We start from the raw sequence: 20,227 nt of genomic DNA, 5'->3' as shown, positions 1-20,227 counted from the left end.
CCCTTTAACATTGGATAGAACTCAAAATAAAAGGATCAGTTTGAAAAAAGAGAGAACAGAGAGTTTAGTCGCTCAAGCCTTAAAAAATATTGGGAACGACCGCTACATGCTAGATAATTTAGTTTTCGCTCGTGTGAAGCAATTAAACGCCGGAGCCAAAACTTTAGTGAATATGGACCCTAAGCGTCATAAATTAGTGGATATTGCTATCAGAGAAATCGCTGAAGGGAAAATTGATATAGACAGGATAGATGAACGAAATTGATAAATCCGTTGATATCGGATTCTTACGGATTTTGGATGTTATCAAAAAAGTTACGACCCCAAAGGGTGGCATTGAAATCTTAAGGACTTTAATTGATTTTACGCCCAAAATTGAAAACGCCCTAAATTTAGCGACCAAAAGCCATAAGGGGCAATACCGAAAAAGTGGCGAGCCTTATATTGTCCATCCTATTTGTGTGGCAAGCTTGGTAGCGTTTTGTGGGGGCGATGAGGCGATGGTGTGCGCTGCGCTTTTGCATGATGTGGTAGAAGACACGCCTTGTGAGATTGAAACGATTGAGCGAGAATTTGGGCAAGATGTGGCTAATTTAGTGGATGCGCTCACTAAAATCACTGAAATCAGGAAAGAAGAGTTAGGGGTGAGCTCTCAAGATCCCAGAATGGTGGTTTCAGCGCTCACTTTCAGAAAGATCCTTATTAGCGCGATACAAGATCCAAGAGCCTTAGTGGTAAAGATTAGCGACAGGTTGCACAACATGCTCACCTTAGACGCCTTGCCTCATGACAAGCAAGTGCGTATTTCTAAAGAGACTCTAGCGGTGTATGCCCCCATAGCGAGCCGATTGGGCATGTCTTCAATCAAAAATGAATTAGAAGACAAGAGCTTTTATTATATTTATCCAGAAGAGTATAAAAATATCAAGGAATATTTGCACAAAAACAAGCAGTCTTTACTCTTAAAACTCAACGCTTTTGCGAGCAAGTTAGAAAAAAAACTTTTTGACAGCGGGTTTAGCCATTCGGATTTCAAACTCGTTACAAGGGTGAAACGCCCTTATTCTATCTATCTTAAGATGCAACGAAAGGGCGCGGTCAATATTGATGAAATTTTAGACTTGTTAGCCATTAGGATTTTATTGAAAAACCCGATTGATTGCTATAAAGTTTTAGGGATCATCCATTTGAATTTCAAACCCATTGTTTCTCGTTTTAAAGATTACATCGCTTTACCCAAAGAAAATGGCTATAAGACCATACACACGACCATTTTTGATGAATCTTCTGTTTATGAAGTGCAGATTCGCACCTTTGATATGCATATGGGGGCGGAGTATGGTAATTCAGCCCACTGGAAGTATAAAGCTGGGGGCGTGGATCATGAAGATCATCATGAGGGCATGAGGTGGTTGCAAAATTTTAAATACCATGACAGCGATTTGAAAAACGACCCTAAGGAATTTTACGAACTCGCTAAGAACGATTTGTATCGTGAAGACATTGTCGTTTTTTCGCCTCATGGGGACACTTACACTTTACCGGTGGGCGCGATCGCTTTAGATTTCGCTTACATGGTGCATAGCGATTTGGGCGATAAAGCCACGGACGCTTATATCAATAGTAAAAAAGCCTTACTCAATCAGGAATTAAGAAGCGGGGATGTGGTTAAAATTATTAAAGGCGATAAAATAATACCTCGTTTCATTTGGATGGATCAGCTTAAAACTTCTAAGGCTAAAAACCATTTGCGCATCCAAAGAAGAAACCGCTTGAAAGAAATTGACACTAAGAGCATGATTAATATCTTAGCGACTTTTTTTGGGCGTTCTGTTTTTGAAGATGTGGATTTGAAAGATTATAAAAACTTTGAAGAAAGATTAACAGATTGCGGGGTGGAGACCACTTTAACAGAAGCGATGAAAAGCTTTGAAAATTTAGCCAAACTCACCGAAGAAATTGAAAATAAAGTGTTTTCTTTAAAAGAAGACGCGATTTTAGAATACCAAGAGATGAGTTTATGGACTCGAGGTTTAAGGTATTTGGGTTTTAAAACCAATGTCTTGAATTTTTTAACCCCAAACCGGCAATGGCAGTGTAAGGAATTGGAGCATTTTAGCGTTTGTTCAAGTAACGCTTTGGAAATCAAACAGGTGTTATTGAATGATTGTTGTTATCCTAAATATGGCGATGAAATCATTGCGATTGTAACGGATTTAAAAGATCCAAAAGTGATCGCGCACCATAAGTTTTGCAAAAAAGCGATGGCGGAAGTGGATGCTAAAGTGCCGATGGTTTATATAGAATGGCACAAGCGGGATCGAACGATTTATAAAATGATGTTTTATTTAGGCGAAAAAAAGTCGGTTTTAGCAAGTTTATTGACTTTTTTAAACAGGAATGAATGCAATATTGTGGGCGTGTCTTACTTGGGCTATAAAGACAAGTATTCTAGCCATTGCGAAGTGAGTTTTGAAATAGCCACGGATAAGGCGGATTGGATCAGAGCCTTAATCAATCGCAAATATCAGGATAGGATTGTAGAATTATCCAGTCTGGATGATGCTTATGAATCATAATAAGCCCCAATTAAGGAATAAACATGGAACAAAAAATCAGTATCGCCTTAAAAGAGATCAAAAGAGGCGCTAATGAAATCATTGGATTAGAATATATTGAAAAGCTAGTGAGAAAATATTATGAAACCAATGAACGCTTTATCGTTAAAGCCGGGTTTGATCCTACCGCTCCCGATTTGCATTTAGGGCATACGGTATTGATCCAAAAATTAGCCTTATTGCAGCAATATGGGGCTAGGGTTAAGTTTTTGATTGGGGATTTTACCGCTATGATAGGCGATCCTACAGGGAAAAATGAAACCAGAAAGCCCTTAAACCGGGAGCAAGTCTTAGAAAACGCTAAAACTTATGAAGAGCAAATCTATAAAATTTTAGATCAAAAACACACCGAAGTGTGCTTTAATTCCGCTTGGTTGGATACTTTAGGCGCAAAAGGCATGATAGAATTGTGCGCGAAGTTTTCAGTCGCTAGAATGCTAGAAAGGGACGATTTTGCTAAACGCTATAAAGAAAACCGCCCCATTAGCATCGTGGAATTTTTATACCCTTTGTTGCAAGGCTATGATTCAGTGGCGATGGATGCGGATATTGAGCTTGGGGGCAACGATCAAAAGTTTAATTTGCTAGTGGGGCGCTTTTTGCAACGAGCTTACGGCTTGAATAAAGAGCAGTCTGTCATCACCATGCCTTTATTAGAAGGGCTTGATGGGGTGCAAAAAATGAGTAAAAGCTTGGGGAATTATGTGGGGATCACTGAAGAGCCTAATGCGATGTTTGGGAAGATCATGAGCGTGAGCGATGATCTCATGTGGCGCTACTACACCCTTTTGAGCGCTAAGACTTTAGAAGAAATTGAAGACTTAAAACATGGTATTTTAAATCAAACCTTGCACCCTAAAGCCGTTAAAGAAGATCTCGCTGGTGAAATCGTGGCTCGTTATTATGATAACGATCAAGCATTCAAGGCTAAAGAGCAATTTTCTAAAGTGTTTAGCGCAAACCTTTTGCCTGAAATTTTATCAGAGAGCGATTTTGATGAAGGGGTTGGGATTTTAGATGTTTTAAAACAGATTGGCTTTTGCCCATCCACTTCACAAGCCAGGCGCGATATTCAAGGAGGAGGGGTAAAGATTAATCAAGAAGTGATAAAAGATGAGGGTTATCGTTTTGTTAAAGGAAATTATGTTATACAGCTTGGTAAGAAAAGATTTATGAAATTAAATATTAACTAATATTAAGGAAAGAGCTATGGTATCAACACTCAAACCGCTAAAAATCGGTAAGCACACCATAAAATTCCCTATCTTTCAAGGGGGAATGGGTGTGGGGATTAGCTGGGATGAACTAGCTGGAAATGTTGCCAAAGAAGGGGCTTTAGGAGTGATTTCAGCCGTAGGGACTGGTTATTATAAAAACATGCGTTTTGTAGAAAGGATTGTGGCTAAAAAACCCTTTGAAGCCTTGAATTTTTACTCCAAAAAAGCGTTGAATGAGATTTTTGCAAACGCTAGGAAGATTTGCGGGAACAAGCCTTTGGGAGCGAATATTTTATACGCTATCAATGACTATGGCCGTGTTTTAAGGGACTCTTGTGAAGCAGGAGCGAATATTATTATTACAGGGGCTGGTTTGCCCACCAACATGCCTGAATTCGCTAAGGATTTTAGCGATGTGGCGCTCATCCCTATTATTTCTTCAGCGAAGGCTTTAAAAATCCTTTGTAAAAGATGGAGCGATCGCTATAAAAGAATCCCGGACGCATTCATTGTGGAAGGGCCTTTGAGTGGGGGGCATCAGGGTTTTAAATACGAAGATTGTTTCAAAGAAGAATTCCGATTAGAAAACTTAGTGCCTAAAGTCGTGGAAGCTTCTAAGGAATGGGGGAATATCCCTATCATCGCTGCTGGGGGGATTTGGGACAGGAAAGATATAGACACCATGTTGAGTCTTGGAGCGAGTGGGGTGCAAATGGCGACTCGTTTTTTAGGCACGAAAGAATGCGACGCTAAAGCGTATGCCGATCTTTTGCCCACGCTCAAAAAAGAAGATATTTTACTCATTAAATCGCCTGTAGGCTATCCGGCTAGGGCTATTAATACTGGGGTGATCAAGCGCATTGAAGAGGGGAATGCGCCCAAAATCGCATGCGTGAGCAATTGTGTAACGCCTTGTAACAGGGGTGAAGAGGCTAAAAAGGTGGGTTATTGCATCGCTGATGGCTTGGGGCGCAGTTATTTAGGGAACAGAGAAGAGGGGCTTTATTTTACCGGGGCTAATGGCTATAGAGTGGATAAGATTATCAGCGTGCATGAATTGATTAAAGAGCTTACAGAGGGTTAATTTGTAGTGCTTGTGAGGTTAGGGGTTGTTGCATGTCTTTTTTGGTTGCATTTTGCTTATGCTACAACCCTTAAAATCATCAACATTGTGCCTTTTGGCTCTAGCAGTGTTAAAATCTCGTTCAATCAAGAAATTAAAAAATTCAAAGAAGTTTCGCTCAAAAATTTCAAGAGTTATTTGGAATTAGAAGCCATTTTAACCATTCCTAAAAAGCATTACCAATTTTCTAAACAATCGTCCATCACGATCGCGCAATTCAGCCCTAAATTAGCGCGAGTGGTTATCGGCTATGCTCCTAAAATGACTTATGAAGTCAAGATTCTTAAAAACAAGCTCTATGTTTCTATCGTGGAGAAAAAGCCCTTAATAAGGCATCAAATGGCACCAAAACCACCCAAACACCGGACGCCAAAACACCAAGCACCAAAACACCCCACACCAAAACCTGCCCCTAAATCTATTAAAAAAGAGGCTAAAGAAGTTAAAGAGAAAACGCCAACTAAGCATGCGTATTCAAAACACGCGCATTCTCAATGGAACGGAAGGAGCGCTAAAAAAGAAATTCCTAAAAAAGAAGCGGAAAATGAGAGTAAGAACCAAGTTTTTATAGTAGAAAAAAATGACACTTTCATCAAAACCAAACGCAAAAAACACAAAAAAATCGTTTTAGACGCTGGGCATGGGGGGAAAGATTGCGGGGCGATGAGCGCGAATTTGGTGTGTGAAAAAGACATTGTTTTAGAAGTGGTGAAGTTTTTGCATAAAGAGCTTAAAAAAAGAGGTTATAGTGTTTTATTGACAAGGGATAAGGATATTTATATTGATTTAGTGGCTCGCACGGAATTAGCCAATAAAAAAAGCGCGGATTTATTCATCTCAGTGCATGCCAATTCCATCCCCAAGCATTCCACTTCTAACGCCCATGGCATAGAGACTTATTTTTTATCCACCGCAAGGAGCGAAAGGGCTAGGAAAGTGGCTGAGCAAGAAAATAAAGACGATGTAAATTTAATGGATTATTTTTCTAAAAGTTTGCTTTTAAATTCATTGAACACGCAGCGATTGATTGTTTCTAACAAATTGGCGATTGATGTGCAATACGGCATGCTCCAAAGTATCCGCAAAAATTACCCTGATGTGGTGGATGGGGGTGTTAGGGAGGGGCCTTTTTGGGTGTTAGCCGGGGCTTTAATGCCTTCAATTTTAATAGAAATTGGTTATAATTCCCATGCGATAGAATCTAAACGCATCCAAAGCAAACCGTATCAAAAAATCTTGGCTAAGGGCATTGCTGATGGCATTGATAGTTTCTTCAGCAAGAATGATTAGGCAATGATTAGGTTGTAGATGAATTTTTATCAAAAAATACACACGCATAAAGTCGTTTTTTCTTCATTATTTTTTTTGTTGTTTTTGTTCAATGTGGAAACTTTGTTGTTTTCGCATTTTAGCAATGATTTTTCGCAATTGTTTTTTTTGTTTGAAAACCATGTTTATGATTTCATTGTCAAATTAGATTACTTGGGACTAATAGGCGTTTCTTCAATTTATTTGCTTGCACTTATTCTAAAGCCTTTCACCCTCACGCGCCAAAAATGCGCTTGCGTAGGGATATTATGCCTTTCTTTCTACGCTTGGAATTTTCCTATTAAAAATTCTTCAATAGTGCTTTATGTTTTCTATTTTGCGCTGTTAGCGACTTTATTGTGGCGTTTTTTAGGGGCTAGCATGAAGCAATCTTTCTTGCCCTCTATGAATATTTGCATCGTGTGGGTTTTTGCTTCTTCTTTACAGAGTTTTAGATTTTTAAGCGTGTCTGATTGCGTGGATTTTTCCCTTTTTATCCTCGCGCTTATTTTATTGATACTGGTTTTAATCTATCATAAACGCCTTTTTGGGTTGTATGAATACGCTAACACGCTTATTTTGATCGTGGGGCTTAGCGTGGTGGTGCTATGCTCTAGCATGTTCATTCAAACTAAAGAATACTATGGCATGCGATTGGGTTTTTACTTTTTAGGCTTGTTAGGGTGGCTTTTAGAATACGTGCATAACACTTTAAGGCGTTTGGAGCATCAAATTTAAAGCTCAAGTAGGGATAGCTAAAGTTTTTTGAGTGTCTTTGATTGAGTGTCTTTTTGGGGCTTAAAAGCGGGTTTAAAAAATCTTAAAGAGGTTTGATGATCTTTTGTTTTTGGCGTTCTTGCTCTAGTTTAGCCACTTGAGCGAAGACAATCGCTACCGCTTCAAACAATTCTTCTGGTATGGCGGCGTTTAATTTCACATCTCTATAAAGCTCTCTAGCGAGCGTTTTATTTTCTATAATTTCTATATCATGCTCTCTAGCGATACCCTTAATCCTAATGGCTAAATAATCCGTGCCTTTAGCCACCACCACAGGCACAGGGTGTTCTTCATCAAATTGAAGAGCGACGGCATAATGGGTAGGGTTAGTCACCACGACATTGGCTTTAGGGATTTCTTGCATCATTTTATTCGTGGCGTTTTTTACCATCATTTGGCGGATTTTGGCTTTGATTTCTGGGTTCCCTTCTTGTTGTTTGTATTCGTCCTTAACTTCTTGTTTAGTCATTTTTAAAGAGTTAGTGTATTGGCGGCGCTTGATTGCTAAATCCACAAAAGCCAAGACAAAAAATAAAAACAAAAGCGAAGAAATGAGCCATAACGCCTTATTTTTAAACCACAATAACTGGCCTTGCAAATTCAAAAGAGCCGCATGGTTTAATTCCCCTAAAAATAAGGAAAAGATGAAAAACCCCAGAAAAAAAGCTAAAAAAACTTTTAAGGTGATCAAACTCCCATCAAGGAGCTTTTTTAAAGAAAAAAGGTTTTTGATGCCATTGATAGGGTTGATTTTAGAAAATTTAGGCTCAATGACTTTAGGGGCAAAGAGCCAGCCAAATTGCAAGACATTGGATAAAAACGCCACCACCATTAAAATGATTAAAAGGGGTAAAAGCAATAAAAAAGTGTCTTTAGCCAGTTGGTTAAACAGCTCTTGAACGCTTTCTTTGCTAAAATCTAGGGAGAAATCTTTCAACACATGGCGATACATCTCGCTAAAGCCATCCACCCACCATATAAAAAAAACAAAAATACTCATTAGCCCGGCCAATAACCCTAAAACCCCCACCACTTCCATGCTTTTAGGCACATTGCCTTATTCTCTGGCTTTTTGGATTTTTTTCGCGCTAGGGAGTTCGGTTTTTTCTTCTTCAGCCATTGGCCCTCTTTTTTAAAATTTGAACGGCTAATTCATAGTCTTTTAGGGTGTTGAGATTTAAAAATTCTTCTTCTTTATCAAAATGGATAGCGATAGAGGGGGTATTTTTCATAAGATCGCTCAAGCGATAATTTTGCGTTTTAAGAGCGTAACTAAGAGCGTTAAGGGTGCTTTGATGCCACAGAGAAATTAAATAATGTTCTTTTGTAGGGCTTTTAGCATAGATTACGCTAAAATTTTTAATCCCACAAAGAGCCTTGATGCTCTCAAAGGACACTAAAGGCGTATCTATAGGGATAAAAAAAATATAAGGGGTTTGCAGCGTTAAAAAAGCGTTATGAATGCCAAAAAGGGGTGAAAAAAGATCGCCCTCTCTTTCTAAAAGATAGGGAGCGTTTAGTTCATACGATTTTTTAGAGCTGATAATGACTTTTTTGAAAAGTTTTAAAAGGCGCGAGTATTGGTATTCTAAAAGGCTAGAATACGATTTTAAAGGCATGAGAGCCTTATTGATTTGAATATTATTGATGGTAAAACGAGAGCTTTTGCCCCCAGCTAATAAAACGCAAGGAATGTTATCAATGATAGGGTTTTTCAAAAGATTTATCCATGTTTAATGTTGTTAAGTCATTGTTTTATTATGTTACACTAAAAGCTTAAATAAAAGGGCATAAGGGGTAAAGGGAGTGTTGGTAGATAGTTTTAATAGGGTTATTGACTATATTAGGGTTTCTGTAACCAAACAATGTAATTTCAGGTGTCAGTATTGCATGCCTGCTACGCCATTAGATTTTTTTGATGATGAAGAATTATTGCCTTTGGATAATGTTTTAGAATTTCTTAAAATCGCCATTGATGAGGGCGTTAAAAAAATCAGAATCACTGGTGGTGAGCCATTGTTACGCAAGGGTTTAGACGAATTTATCGCTAAACTACACGCTTACAATAAGGAAGTAGCGTTAGTTTTAAGCACTAATGGTTTTTTACTCAAAAAAATGGCTAAGGGTTTAAAAGATGCCGGGTTATCACGGGTGAATGTTTCATTAGATTCTTTAAAAAGCGATAGGGTTTTAAAAATCTCTCAAAAAGACGCTCTTAAAAATACTCTAGAAGGGATTGAAGAGTCCTTGAAAGTGGGTTTAAAACTCAAATTAAACACGGTTGTGATGAAAAGCGTTAATGATGATGAAATCTTAGATCTTTTAGAATACGCAAAAAATAGGCGCATACAAATCCGCTACATTGAATTTATGGAAAATACGCATGCTAAAAGTTTGGTTAAAGGCTTGAAAGAGGAAGAAATTTTAGATCTAATCGCTCAAAAATACAAAATAATGGAGACAGAAAAACCCAAACAAGGGTCTTCTAAAATCTACACGCTAGAAAATGGCTATCAATTTGGCATTATCGCTCCGCATAGCGATGATTTTTGCCAATCTTGCAATCGTATCCGCTTGGCTTCTGATGGCAAAATTTGCCCATGTTTATACTATCAAGACGCCATAGACGCTAAAGAGGCGATCATCAATAAAGATACAAAAATGATGGAAAAGCTTTTAAAACAATCCATCATCAATAAACCAGAAAAAAACATGTGGAATGATAAAAACAGCGAAACTCCCACAAGGGCGTTTTACTACACAGGGGGGTAGGGGAAAATATTTATTATTTTAAATCTTTTTATAAAAATAAGGCGGTTTGTTTAGGATTTTTGGTTATAGTGGTTAGGATCAAACAATAAGGAGTGCCTTATGGAAAAAGTTCTAGCGTTTTTTATTTCCGGCTTTTTTAGTTTCCGGTCTTTTCGGGGGGGGGGGGGTTACTTATAAGCATACCCTAAACCTTTTAAAATCCCCCAAATCTCTCGCTTTTTTTAAATCTTTCTTTTTTGGAGTTGAGTCATGAAAAAAGATCGAGAGAAAAAACAAAAATACAGCAACATTACAGATGCAACCACCATGGGTTCAACTGCTGAAGAGAGTGCACTCTATGCTAGCGCCAATAGAGAGCATTTTTCTGCTTGGGATAGATTAGAAGAGATCTCAAAAAGGAAGATAAACCCCAAGTATATTAATCAAAATATCCACCAACAGGCGGGGTATTCTGCTGAAATCAAAGAGCAAGCCCGTGTTAATGCGAATAATACCCTTGCAAAAAAAGGGGAAAGGGTATGGCAGTATGATGATCTTTCTAGCGAGAAAAAGGCTCATGTTAAAAAGCTTTCCCCAAACTATGCCACGCCCAGCAAGAACCACGAAATCGTGGATTATATCAGTGTGGATGAAAAGGGGAATGTCATTCCTGGCACGGCTACGCAAAGTAAATTTGTGGGCAGAAATGGTGAGGAGTGTTTTAAAAAACTCTTATCTAAAGACTATGAAAAATACTTTGAAAACGGTGCGAAGATGAAAATCGCTAGGAATCATTATGGCGATTTTCAAAAAGCCGCTCATTTAGAGGAAAAACTCCAAAAATGCAAAACAATCAAAGCCCATACAAGGCCTGCGAGCGCCACTAAAAGAGAGGCGATTGAAGCCAGATTGAACCCAAATCTCTCCACTGCCAAAGATGTTACCAGCATTTCGCATCAAGCAGGAATGAACGCTATGCAAACCGGTGCGTTGATAGGTGGTGGGGTCTCACTCGTAACGAATGTTTATGAATGTGTCGCAAATGGCAAGGATCCTATAAAAGCGATCAAGCACACCGCCATTGCTACCCTAAAGGGTGGAGTGCTTAGTTATGGCAGCGCGTTTGCAAGCTCATCTTTAGGAGGTTGGATGCAAAGCAGCGCTAATAAAATTATCCAAAGCCTTGGCAAGGGTTCAGTGCCTGCAATGATTATGGGTACTTGTGCGGCAAACGTCACGATATTAGGCCGCTATTTTTCTGGAAAGATTGATAAAACAGAGCTTCTTAAACAGCTTGGGAAAGCTAACGCCACTCTTGTAAGTAGTGGGGCTATGGCAGTTGCTGGTCAAGCACTCATCCCCATTCCTGTGGTTGGGGCGTTGATTGGGGGCTTTGTGGGTGCAGCGTTGAGTGAAACTTTTTTTAACGCTTTTCTAAAGGCTCGTGAAGAGGCTAAATTGGCGTGCCAAAGGCGTATTGAGATTGAAAGAGAATGCCGTGAAATCATCAAGCTGTTAGAGATTTATCAAAATCAATTTAAGGAGGTGTTTGAGCAATATTTTCATGAAACTACCAAGTTTTTCAATCAGAGTTTTAATGAGCTTTGTAGAGCAAGTTATACAGGGGATGCAGATCTAAGTATAGGAGTCAATAATAAGATCCAAGAAAGACTAGGCCAAAAGCCGTTATTTGATAATAAACAAGAAGGCTGGGAACTCATTACTAGCAATAAAAACATAAGAATGTAAAGGAGAAAACATGGAAAAAAATGATAGATATGCGATTGTAACCAATGTGATAGAGCCGCTAGAAAAGGGTGGTTCTTTCAATCAAAGAGATCGTGAGAAATTCGCGCAAGCCGCTAGAACGCATGGGATTGAAGATAGCGTTATTGAATAGATTATTGACATTGGTCAAGCGCTTCATTTAGTTTATCGTCATAAAGATCGGCTTGATGCAAGCGATTTGCCAAGAGAACAGAAGAAAGCCATGCGTGCTGATGAGAGATCGGCTATCGAGCATGTGGTCTCTGCTACACGAGAATTGGTTGCAAGAAATCTTAAAAAACAAAAATAACATTTAAGGAGAAAACATGCCATTACCATTTATTTTAGGAGGATTAGCCCTAGCGGCAGCAGGATACGGATTTAAAAAGGGGATTGATGCGCTCGATGCCGATTGTGAAGCTGATGAATTTATCGAAAAGGCAGAGAGTTTAAAAGAGTAAGCAGCTAAAAAGGCTGAGTCTGCTCAGTCTGATTGCAAATTGGCTTTTGCAAGGTTTGGCGAGAAAAAACTCCGTGTTTTAAGCCATAGCGTTCCAAACTTTTTGGATCATTTCCACCGATTGAATCGCAGTAGGATTATTATTGAAGGTATCAACATGCAAGACATTCAACGCCAGGTTTCAGACGCGCGAAAAATCACCAACCAACTTAATGCCAACGGTATTGATGGAGACTCTGTTACGATACCTCTCGTTACAATCAAAAAGAAAAAGATCAACTCAGCGTTACCGTTTCAACGCTCTCTAGTTTGAGCACTTTTTTGAAAGTCTCTATCATGGACAAACACCAAAAGCTCAATGAAAAAGCGCAAAACGCTCTCAATCTCATGCGAAATCAGATAAATGCCCTAGAAAGCGGGCAAGAAAGCGGGCGTTATGATGTGGCGATGATCCAATCCAATCAAAAAGATTTTGAAAACTTGTGAAAAGGGATCGCTTGGGGGCTTGAAAGATAAAGGGCTTTAAAGGTGAAGATATAAAAAGATGAAAGGATCACAAGAAAAGCCTAATCGTTTCCCTTGCACCTCTTGTGGGCTTTGCTGTAAAAATATCACCGGGATTATTGAGCTTATTGAGTTTGATGCTGGCAATGGGGTGTGCAAGTTTTTGGATTTAGAAACCAATCTGTGCAAGATTTATGAATCGCGCCCATTAATTTGCAGGGTTGATGAAGTGCATAAAAAGCTTTATCCCCACATCCCGCTTAAGGAGTTTTATGCCAAAAACGCAGAGGTTTGTAACGCTTTGCAAGAAGCAAACCACATGGATATAAGTTTTAGGGTTATTCTTAATCAATAATTTTTAATTTATTGTTCCACAAACACCGCATCAACCAAATCTGCTATAAAGCGTTCTTCATCAAAAGCGATCAAATCGTCTTCTTTTTCGCCCATTCCTAAATAAAGAATGGGTAATTTCAACTCATACAGCACGCTTAAAATCGCTCCGCCTTTAGAAGTGCCATCAAGCTTAGTCATAATCACGCCGTCTAACGCCAAAGTCTCATGGAAAATTTTGGCTTGCGTGAGCCCAGAACTCCCTTGCGTGCCGTCTAAAATAAGGAATTTATAAAAGGGGGCGTCTTTTAAAACTTTAGAGCAGGTGCGTGCGATTTTAGAAAGCTCGTTTTTAAGGTTAGTCTGGTTGTGTAGCCTCCCGGCGGTGTCTATAAAAACTTCATCTATATTTTTAGCGATCGCGCTTTCTATGGTGTTATAAGCTAAAGAGCTTGGATCGCTCCCTTCTTTAGCGCTAATGACTTGAATGTTAAGTTTTTCGCCCCATAACTGGAGCTGTTTGACTGCGGCCGCTCTAAAGGTATCGCCTGCCCCTAAAAGCGCTTTTTTATGCTGTTTTAAAGAGAGCTTAGCCAATTTAGCGATCGTTGTGGTTTTACCCGCCCCATTAACCCCCACGATTAAGTGCACTAAGGGTTTTGTGGTGATAGTCTTTAGGCGGGTTTTATCATAATAGCTTTCCCCACGCACAAAACGCAACAAAGCGACTTCTAATTGCTTGGGCGTAATTAAATCGCCTAAATGCTTTAACAAGCTCTCTATCAAGTCGTATTGGATGTCAAAGCCAATCAAAATTTCTTCTAATTCCTCTTTAGGGATATTTTCACGCTTTTTTTCTTTCTCTTCGCCCTTAATCTTATTGACAATTTTTTTGAAAAAATTAAACATGGTTTTTTAATCCTTTAAATTGGAAATATCAAATTGGAGCATTTCTATTGGCACGATCCCCTGATATATTTTAATCAATTGGTGTTTGTGGTATAAGAGCATGTTAAAAGAATGGTTTAAAGCGTTATGGTTTAAATGAATAAAAAGAGCGGTATCTTTAGGGTTTAAAATCATAAAATCAGCTTGAAAGGGTGCAATAAAGTCTTTGATTGCATCGCTTGAATAGGGTTTATTGAGTAAAATAAGCACCCTCAAACGATCTTTAAAAGTTTTTTTTAAGATGTTAAAGCTGGGGGCGTAATCTTTTAAAGAATTATCTAAAGCGCTTAAAACTAATAGGGTAGGGGTGTTAGAATCCGGGCTGATATTTAGAGAATCTAAATCGCCTGTGATGGTGTATTCTTGGTTATTCAAATCCATAGCGGTGTAGGTTTTAGGGCTATCTTGTTGGGTGGTATTGTTTTGAGAATCTTGAGATTTTTGAGAATTTTTACAAGCGCTAAAACCTAACAAAACGAAAAAAACCAGCACGATAAAACGCAAAAAATAAGCCTTAATTCTCATTATAAACACATCCTTAAGAATAATAAAATGGTAACTAATAACCTAAAATTATACTATAATGTAAGTCTAAAATTTAAGGATTATAACCATTAAAACGATTTTTAGAGATTTTTGTAAAGAACGCTTAAAAAGGGCTAAACCAACCAAAGATAAAGCAGTCAGGGATAAATTGGCTTGTAGGCTTTTATTTTGGAAACTCAAAGATTATCAAAATATTTTATTGTATAGCCCATTAGGGCATGAGCTTGACATTAGGCCTTTGATTTTGAAGTTAAGACAAAAAGATAAGCGCGTGTGGTTGCCTAAAAGCATCAAAAAAGGCGCTCATTTTTCTAAAGAGGGTTTCACTATCGCACCCTTTAGGTTGCCCTTAAGGCGTTTGGGGTGGTTTGATGAGCCGAGTTTGTCGCGCTATTATAAGCGGGAATTAGATTGCATTGTCGTGCCGATTTTAGGAATGGATACAAGATTTAGGCGCGTGGGTTTTGGGCTAGGCATGTATGATAGGAGTTTGCCCCAATTACTCAAAAAGCAACTAAAACGCCCCTTAATCGTGTTTGTGAGTAGGGAATTAGCGTTAGCTAATGGTATTCTCACAAACGCCTATGACATTGAAGCGAATCTTTACATGAATGCTCGTATCGTTATGAAGAATGATAAAAGGAAACATTATGAGCGGCGGGTTAATTTACATTTCATTAGAAGTCTTGGTAGCGTGTTTGATTACCGCTCTAGTCATGTATTATGTGATGAAAAAGATCTATTATGCTAGAGGGCAAGCCACTTTAAAAAGCGCTTCAGCTAAAGCCAAATTAATGGAGTTTCAAGCGAAATCTTTCGTGGAGGCTGAAGAGATGCGCATGAAAAGCCAAGAATGCAAATTGCAACAACAATATGAAAACAAGAACTTGCAACTCCAAATCCATTTTGATAAAAAAGAAGCGCATTTGAAGCATTTAGAAGCGCAACACAAAGAATTTGTAAGAGATGAAAAACGCTATTTAGAAAAAGAAAAAAAAGAGCTTGAAAAAGAACGCCAAATTTTAGAACAGGAGAGAGAAAATTTTAAAAAACAGCGTGCTGTTTGCAAAGAAGCTCAAGCCAAAGCGTTAGACGCGATGCTCAATTACATGGCTTACACTAAAGATGAAATTAAAAGCATGATCTTGGAGCAATTAGAAGAGGAACTAGAAGCGCAAAAAAGCGCGTTAATCAGGCGTTATGAAAAAGAAGCCAAAGAAGAGGGCAAGAAAAAATCGTATGCCATTTTAGCGGAAGCGACAGCCCGTTTTGCGGGCGATTATGCGACAGAGAATTTAACAAGCCATATCGCTTTGCCTTGCTCAGATTATGTGGGTCGTGTGATAGGAAAAGACGGGAAAAACATTGAAGCGTTTAAAAAGATTAGTGGGGTGGATATAGAATTTAGCGAAGACGGCAGCGAATTGTGCTTGTCCAGTTTCAATATTTATCGGCGTGAAGTGGCGAGCGAGACGATTAAAATTTTAATAGAAGACGGCCGTATCCAGCCTAACAGGATTGAAGAGGTTTATCACAGAGTCGCGCGCAACATGGAAAAAGAACTGCTTTTTGAAGGAGAGAGCGTGGTGCTAGAATTAGAGCTTGGGGCTATGGAAGATGAGCTTAAAATTTTAATAGGCAAAATGCGTTATCGTTCTAGTTTTGGGCAAAACGCTTTACAGCATTCTAAGGAAGTCGCTCTTTTAGCCGGCTTGATTGCAGAACAGCTTGGGGGGGATAAAAAACTCGCCAGAAGAGCGGGTATTTTGCATGATATTGGTAAAGCGCTCACTCAAGAGCTTGGGAGAGACCATGTGAATTTAGGGGTTGAGGTGTGCAAGCGCCATAAAGAAGACCCGGTCGTGATCAATGCGATTTATGCCCACCATGGGCATGAAGAGATCATGAGCGTGGAGTGCGCGAGCGTGTGCGCAGCTGATGCGCTTTCTGCAGGGCGTCCTGGGGCTAGGAGAAAGAGCGATGAAGAATACGCTAAACGCATGCAAGCTTTAGAAGAGATTGCGCTAGAATTTGATGGGGTGGAAAAAGCGTATGCGATGGAGAGCGGGCGAGAATTAAGAGTGATTGTCAAATCCAACCAAGTTAGGGACAATCAAGTGCCTATTATTGCCAGAAAGATCGCTAAAAAGATAGAAGAGAGTGCTCAGTATGTGGGTGAAGTGGGCGTGCAAGTGGTGCGAGAAAATCGTTTCAAAACGACTGCTACACTCAAGCAATAATCAAGCCTTTTTCCCGCACCTTTTCCAAATGCCTTTAGAAAAAACTTTATAGTAGATGAATGAGCGCAAAAAAGTTTCTGATGCGATCACTGCAAAAATAAATTCCACCTTAAAATGATGAATTAAAAGCAAGTAAATGGGCATGATTCTTAACCCCCATAAGCTTAGGGTGTTAATATACAGTGAAACTTTAGAAATGCCAGCCCCTCTAAAAACTCCATCTAGCACAAAATACCCAATTAAGGGGGCTTGAGAGAGACCCACAGCGATCAAATAAGATCGCGCCACTTCCAAAACTTCTCCATCTTGAGAAAAAAGGCTCGCGAATTCTTTAGCGAATAAGACTAAAACAATCCCTAAAACCCCCATTAAACCCATAGAGATTTTTAAAATCAAATGCGCGTATTCTGTGGCGATCTTTGGCTTGTTCGCCCCTAAATTTTGCCCTGTTAAAACCATCGCTGCAATCATAAACCCAAATCCGGGCATGAACGAAAAGGTTTCAACCCTAATACCTATTTGCATGCCCGCTAACACTTTATCCCCATAGCTCGCTACAAATTTGGATAAGAGTATTAAAGAAAACAAGCTCAATAAGCGCTCAAACCCGGCCGGCCAACCCACTCTAAACATGGTTTTTAAAAAAGAAAAATGAAAGGTTATTTTGAATTTTAAAGGGATTTTTTTAATTTGTATCCAAACACCAAGCGCGAGTAATTCCCAATAAGAGACAACCACATTCGCTAAAGCAGAGCCTACAATCCCCATTTCTTTAAAACCAAAATCCCCAAAAATCAAGGCTTGATTCAAGAAAATGCATGCAATGACCATGATGATTTTGACAATAAAGGGGGTTAGGGTGTCTGAAAAGCTAGCGAGCGCTGAAACTAAAACATTTTTTAAAAAAATACTCGGTAGCGCGATAACTAAGACTTCTAAATAATCTTGCGTCAATTGGCGCGAAGGATTTTGTAATTGCATCCAATTTAAAAAAGGCTCAATCAAAAAATAAGAAACAAACAGCACGCCCAAACAAATCACAAACGCCCCTATAAAAATACTGGAAAAAGCGTGGTTGATTTGAGTAAAATCCCTAGCCCCCACAAGCCTAGAAAGAATGGCGTTAGTGCCGGTGTATAAAATCGTGTTGATGCCATAAAAAAGCATCAAAAATTGCAAGCCCACCCCTAAAGCCACAATGTGATGGTGCGAAATCTTACCCACAAAAAAAACCGAGAGCGCGACTACTAGCACGTCTAAAAAAGCATTGACCCCAGAGGGTAAGGCTAAAGAAAAGATTTTCTTAACTTGATAGATTAGCCTAATAGTAACGCTCCAAGAACTCCAAAAACAATCAAAGGGAGGTTATAGACTAAAAAAGTCGGCACGCATGTGTCATAGATATGATTGTGTTGGTTGTCTGCGTTAAGCCCGCAAGTGGGCCCCATGGTGCTATCGCTAGCCGGTGAGCCTGCATCACCTAAAGCTGCGGCTATGCCGATGAGTAAAATCGTAGATTCTATGCTAAAACCTAATTTCGCGCATAAAGGGACATAAAACACAGCGATGATAGGGATAGTGCCAAAAGAAGTCCCTATCCCCATAGTGATAAAAAGCCCTACAACAAGCATTAAAAAAGCCCCTAAAAGCTTCCCTTGGACTACGCTTGTGATCGCATTCACTAAGCCCTCTATCGCATGCACTTTTTGCAACACTTCTCCAAACCCGCTAGCCACTAACATCACAAAAGCGATAAACGCCATCATTTTCACGCTATCGTCCATTAAAGAGTCTGTTTCTTTAAACTTAATGCCACGGCCTAGTAAGATAATCGCTAACGCTAAAAAGGCGGCTAAGGGCATCGAATCGGTGGCTAATTGGATCACAAACGCCACGACAATCCCTATAAAAGTCAAGTAGTCATGGTAGTTTAATTGAAGCGAGGCGTAATTTTCTATATCAAAAGATTTTTTTTTGTAGCGCCTGGGTTTTTTGTATAGCGTTAATACAGCAACAAGCAGCCCAACAACCATCGCTAACCCCGCTATCCACATCACTCCTGTGATTTGCGCTATGGTGGTGCTAACGCCATTAGCTTTTAATTGCTCTAAAATGGTGGTTTGAAAAATCAAGCCAAACCCTACAGGAAGCACCAAGTAGGGGGCTTGCAAGCCAAAGGTTAAAGCGCAAGCGACCGCTCTTCTATCCAATTCTAGCCGGTTCATTAAATGCAAAAGAGGGGGGATTAAAATAGGGATAAAAGCGATATGCACCGGCACTAAATTTTGCGAAAAACATGCGATGAAAGCGATCAAAAAGCAAAAAGTGGATCGCTTGTAATTCATTAGGCCTATTAATTTACTCAAAGCGACTTTAATGAGATTGCTTTTAGCGATCGCTACCGCTAAAGCCCCTAAAAGGATGTAGCTTAAAGCGATGTTTAAATTGCCCTTCATGCCGTCTATCATTACATTAAAACTCTCCGTGATCCCAAGCCCTCCCATAAGTCCTGCTATGAGAGCCGCGCTAATCATAGAAAGCATGACATTGAGTCTTAAAAGGCTAAGAACGCACATGCAAATGATAGCCACAAAGGCGGGATTGCTCCATACAGAGCTATTTTCTAGCATTTTTGCTCCTTGTTAAAATGAAAATACCGCGCAAAAATGATAGAATTTTTGCACTTGTTTGGTGCAAAAAATTGCATCTACCATGTTTAATCCTTTCTAACCTTAAATTTTAAACTGATTGACTGATTAAATATAGCGTTTCAACAAATCGTTATAAAAATCAATGCGTCTGTCTCTTAGAAACGGCCACATTCGGCGCACTTCTTCGGTGCGTTCTAAATCAATTTCCGCATACAAAATTTCTTCTTTATCGCTCGCTTTAGCTAAAAATTCGCCCAAAGCCCCCACCACAAAACTAGAGCCAAAAAAAGTAATGCCTCCCTTAATCGCGCCACTAGGATCTAACTCCACGCCCACTCTGTTAGTCGCAATCAAAGGCAAGCCATTAGCGATCGCATGCCCTCTTTGGATGGTCTCCCATGCGTTTTGCTGACGCTTTTTTTCTTCATTAGAGTCTTCTTCTAAAAACCCTATCGCGCTAGGATAGATTAAGATTTCTGCCCCTTTTAAAGCCATGATCCTTGCTGCTTCAGGATACCACTGATCCCAGCACACCATAAGCCCTAATTTCCCCACGCTTGTAATAATAGGTTCAAAGCCCAAATCCCCCGGCGTGAAATAAAATTTTTCATAAAACCCCGGGTCATCAGGAATGTGCATTTTGCGATACACTCCAGCGATTGAGCCATCTTTTTCAAACACAACCGCGCTGTTGTGATACAACCCTTTAGCGCGCTTTTCAAATAAAGAAGCGATAAGCACCACTTGAAATTTTTGAGCTAAAGCGCTAAAAAAAGCCTTATCTTCTTCAAAATATTCGCCCAAATCAAAAAATTTAGGGTTTTCGCTCTGGCAAAAATAACTATAAGGGTTTAATTCTTGCAACACCACTAAATTGGTCTTAGGGTGTTTTTTTAGTGCTTGTTCAAGCAAGTTGGCTGTATGCTCTATGGTTTTTTTTCTAGAGCCACAATAAGCATGCTGGAGGACGCTCGCACAAATCAT

17 protein-coding genes and 3 pseudogenes are annotated in these 20,227 nt (G+C 39.4%); 13 read left to right on the top strand and 7 right to left on the bottom strand.

The genetic code is table 11. The features are described from left to right. The first annotated feature begins 40 nt into the window (after positions 1 to 40). From G6069_RS04380 to G6069_RS04355, 6 genes are read left to right on the top strand one after another with little or no spacing between them, the layout of a single operon-like run. Positions 41 to 265 (top strand): DNA-directed RNA polymerase subunit omega, encoded by a 225-nt coding sequence (locus tag G6069_RS04380; RefSeq protein ID WP_000712202.1) that lies wholly within the window; start codon positions 41 to 43, stop codon positions 263 to 265. Beyond that, a complete protein-coding gene (locus G6069_RS04375) occupies positions 252 to 2,579 on the top strand; it encodes a RelA/SpoT family protein (RefSeq protein ID WP_197293492.1) in 2,328 nt (775 codons plus the stop codon). Before G6069_RS04380 ends, G6069_RS04375 begins: the two co-directional genes overlap by 14 nt. Positions 2,580 to 2,602: 23 nt before the next feature. Next, the gene (gene tyrS / locus G6069_RS04370; RefSeq protein ID WP_197293491.1) at positions 2,603 to 3,811 is read left to right on the top strand and encodes a tyrosine--tRNA ligase; all 1,209 of its coding nucleotides are present in this window, start codon (positions 2,603 to 2,605) and stop codon (positions 3,809 to 3,811) included. Positions 3,812 to 3,827: 16 nt separating this feature from the next. Then, entirely contained in the window at positions 3,828 to 4,919 is a 1,092-nt protein-coding gene (fabX, locus tag G6069_RS04365; protein WP_187868003.1) for a decanoate oxidase/trans-2-decenoyl-[acyl-carrier protein] isomerase FabX, read from the top strand. 6 nt (positions 4,920 to 4,925) lie between these two features. Beyond that, positions 4,926 to 6,248 (top strand): N-acetylmuramoyl-L-alanine amidase family protein, encoded by a 1,323-nt coding sequence (locus G6069_RS04360; protein WP_197293490.1) that lies wholly within the window; start codon positions 4,926 to 4,928, stop codon positions 6,246 to 6,248. 18 nt (positions 6,249 to 6,266) lie between these two features. Next, entirely contained in the window at positions 6,267 to 7,004 is a 738-nt protein-coding gene (locus tag G6069_RS04355) for a hypothetical protein (RefSeq protein ID WP_197293489.1), read from the top strand. Between the two features lie 82 nt (positions 7,005 to 7,086). On the opposite strand, the pseudogene flhB reads toward G6069_RS04355, so the two are convergent. Together flhB and mobA are read right to left on the bottom strand one after the other, a co-directional pair. Continuing rightward, positions 7,087 to 8,163 (bottom strand): annotated as a pseudogene (gene flhB / locus G6069_RS04350) (flagellar biosynthesis protein FlhB). Then, positions 8,156 to 8,761, bottom strand: a complete 606-nt coding sequence (gene mobA, locus G6069_RS04345) for a molybdenum cofactor guanylyltransferase MobA (RefSeq protein WP_079373745.1) — start codon at positions 8,759 to 8,761, stop codon at positions 8,156 to 8,158. Before mobA ends, flhB begins: the two are co-directional and overlap by 8 nt. Before the next feature lie 88 nt (positions 8,762 to 8,849). Between mobA and moaA the strand changes: the two genes are divergently transcribed. The 5 genes and pseudogenes from moaA (at position 8,850) to G6069_RS04320 (ending at position 12,880) form a co-directional block, all read left to right on the top strand. After that, positions 8,850 to 9,815 (top strand): GTP 3',8-cyclase MoaA, encoded by a 966-nt coding sequence (moaA, locus tag G6069_RS04340; RefSeq protein WP_079373744.1) that lies wholly within the window; start codon positions 8,850 to 8,852, stop codon positions 9,813 to 9,815. Positions 9,816 to 10,064: 249 nt separating this feature from the next. Further along, positions 10,065 to 11,543, top strand: coding sequence for a hypothetical protein (locus tag G6069_RS04335; protein ID WP_197293488.1), 1,479 nt, complete (start codon positions 10,065 to 10,067; stop codon positions 11,541 to 11,543). 10 nt (positions 11,544 to 11,553) lie between these two features. Further along, positions 11,554 to 11,871 (top strand): annotated as a pseudogene (locus tag G6069_RS04330) (hypothetical protein). A gap of 16 nt (positions 11,872 to 11,887) precedes the next feature. Beyond that, positions 11,888 to 12,507 (top strand): annotated as a pseudogene (locus G6069_RS04325) (hypothetical protein). Between the two features lie 58 nt (positions 12,508 to 12,565). Beyond that, entirely contained in the window at positions 12,566 to 12,880 is a 315-nt protein-coding gene (locus G6069_RS04320; RefSeq protein ID WP_197293487.1) for a YkgJ family cysteine cluster protein, read from the top strand. An 8-nt stretch (positions 12,881 to 12,888) separates the two neighbouring features. Here the strand turns inward: G6069_RS04320 and ftsY are convergent, their stop codons facing one another. Next, a complete protein-coding gene (gene ftsY, locus G6069_RS04315) occupies positions 12,889 to 13,767 on the bottom strand; it encodes a signal recognition particle-docking protein FtsY (RefSeq protein WP_197293486.1) in 879 nt (292 codons plus the stop codon). Between the two features lie 6 nt (positions 13,768 to 13,773). Further along, complete coding sequence (locus tag G6069_RS04310; protein ID WP_197293485.1) at positions 13,774 to 14,331, bottom strand: hypothetical protein; 558 nt, start codon at positions 14,329 to 14,331, stop codon at positions 13,774 to 13,776. 97 nt (positions 14,332 to 14,428) lie between these two features. On the opposite strand from G6069_RS04310, the gene G6069_RS04305 reads away from it, so the two are divergent. Continuing rightward, a complete protein-coding gene (locus tag G6069_RS04305; protein WP_197293503.1) occupies positions 14,429 to 15,103 on the top strand; it encodes a 5-formyltetrahydrofolate cyclo-ligase in 675 nt (224 codons plus the stop codon). After that, entirely contained in the window at positions 15,081 to 16,592 is a 1,512-nt protein-coding gene (gene rny / locus G6069_RS04300) for a ribonuclease Y (RefSeq protein ID WP_231627933.1), read from the top strand. Before G6069_RS04305 ends, rny begins: the two co-directional genes overlap by 23 nt. Here the strand turns inward: rny and G6069_RS04295 are convergent, their stop codons facing one another. The 3 genes from G6069_RS04295 to G6069_RS04285 form a co-directional block, all read right to left on the bottom strand. Beyond that, positions 16,593 to 17,909 carry an MATE family efflux transporter gene (locus G6069_RS04295; RefSeq protein ID WP_331459019.1) on the bottom strand — a complete coding sequence of 439 codons (1,317 nt, stop codon included), beginning with the start codon at positions 17,907 to 17,909 and terminating at the stop codon, positions 16,593 to 16,595. Further along, positions 17,909 to 19,222, bottom strand: a complete 1,314-nt coding sequence (locus tag G6069_RS04290) for a Na+/H+ antiporter family protein (protein ID WP_197293483.1) — start codon at positions 19,220 to 19,222, stop codon at positions 17,909 to 17,911. The genes G6069_RS04295 and G6069_RS04290 overlap by 1 nt, the downstream gene beginning before the upstream one ends. A 126-nt stretch (positions 19,223 to 19,348) precedes the next feature. Continuing rightward, complete coding sequence (locus G6069_RS04285; protein WP_021174927.1) at positions 19,349 to 20,227, bottom strand: carbon-nitrogen hydrolase; 879 nt, start codon at positions 20,225 to 20,227, stop codon at positions 19,349 to 19,351.

The organism is Helicobacter pylori (assembly GCF_017594925.1).
Lineage (GTDB): Bacteria > Campylobacterota > Campylobacteria > Campylobacterales > Helicobacteraceae > Helicobacter > Helicobacter pylori_DP.
The sequence above is the reverse complement of the archived record's forward strand: the minus strand, read 5'-3'. Positions and strand labels throughout refer to the sequence as shown.

Bases quoted from the DNA above. Each gene is read 5' to 3' on its own strand.
- G6069_RS04375 (WP_197293492.1), top strand. From the start codon at position 252: ATGAACGAAATTGATAAATCCGTTGATATCGGATTCTTACGGATTTTG.
- tyrS (WP_197293491.1), top strand. From the start codon at position 2,603: ATGGAACAAAAAATCAGTATCGCCTTAAAAGAGATCAAAAGAGGCGCT.
- fabX (WP_187868003.1), top strand. From the start codon at position 3,828: ATGGTATCAACACTCAAACCGCTAAAAATCGGTAAGCACACCATAAAA.
- G6069_RS04355 (WP_197293489.1), top strand. From the start codon at position 6,267: ATGAATTTTTATCAAAAAATACACACGCATAAAGTCGTTTTTTCTTCA.
- G6069_RS04335 (WP_197293488.1), top strand. From the start codon at position 10,065: ATGAAAAAAGATCGAGAGAAAAAACAAAAATACAGCAACATTACAGAT.
- G6069_RS04320 (WP_197293487.1), top strand. From the start codon at position 12,566: ATGAAAGGATCACAAGAAAAGCCTAATCGTTTCCCTTGCACCTCTTGT.
- ftsY (WP_197293486.1), bottom strand. From the start codon at position 13,767: ATGTTTAATTTTTTCAAAAAAATTGTCAATAAGATTAAGGGCGAAGAG.
- G6069_RS04310 (WP_197293485.1), bottom strand. From the start codon at position 14,331: ATGAGAATTAAGGCTTATTTTTTGCGTTTTATCGTGCTGGTTTTTTTC.
- rny (WP_231627933.1), top strand. From the start codon at position 15,081: ATGAAAAAGATCTATTATGCTAGAGGGCAAGCCACTTTAAAAAGCGCT.
- G6069_RS04290 (WP_197293483.1), bottom strand. From the start codon at position 19,222: ATGCTAGAAAATAGCTCTGTATGGAGCAATCCCGCCTTTGTGGCTATC.
- G6069_RS04285 (WP_021174927.1), bottom strand. From the start codon at position 20,227: ATGATTTGTGCGAGCGTCCTCCAGCATGCTTATTGTGGCTCTAGAAAA.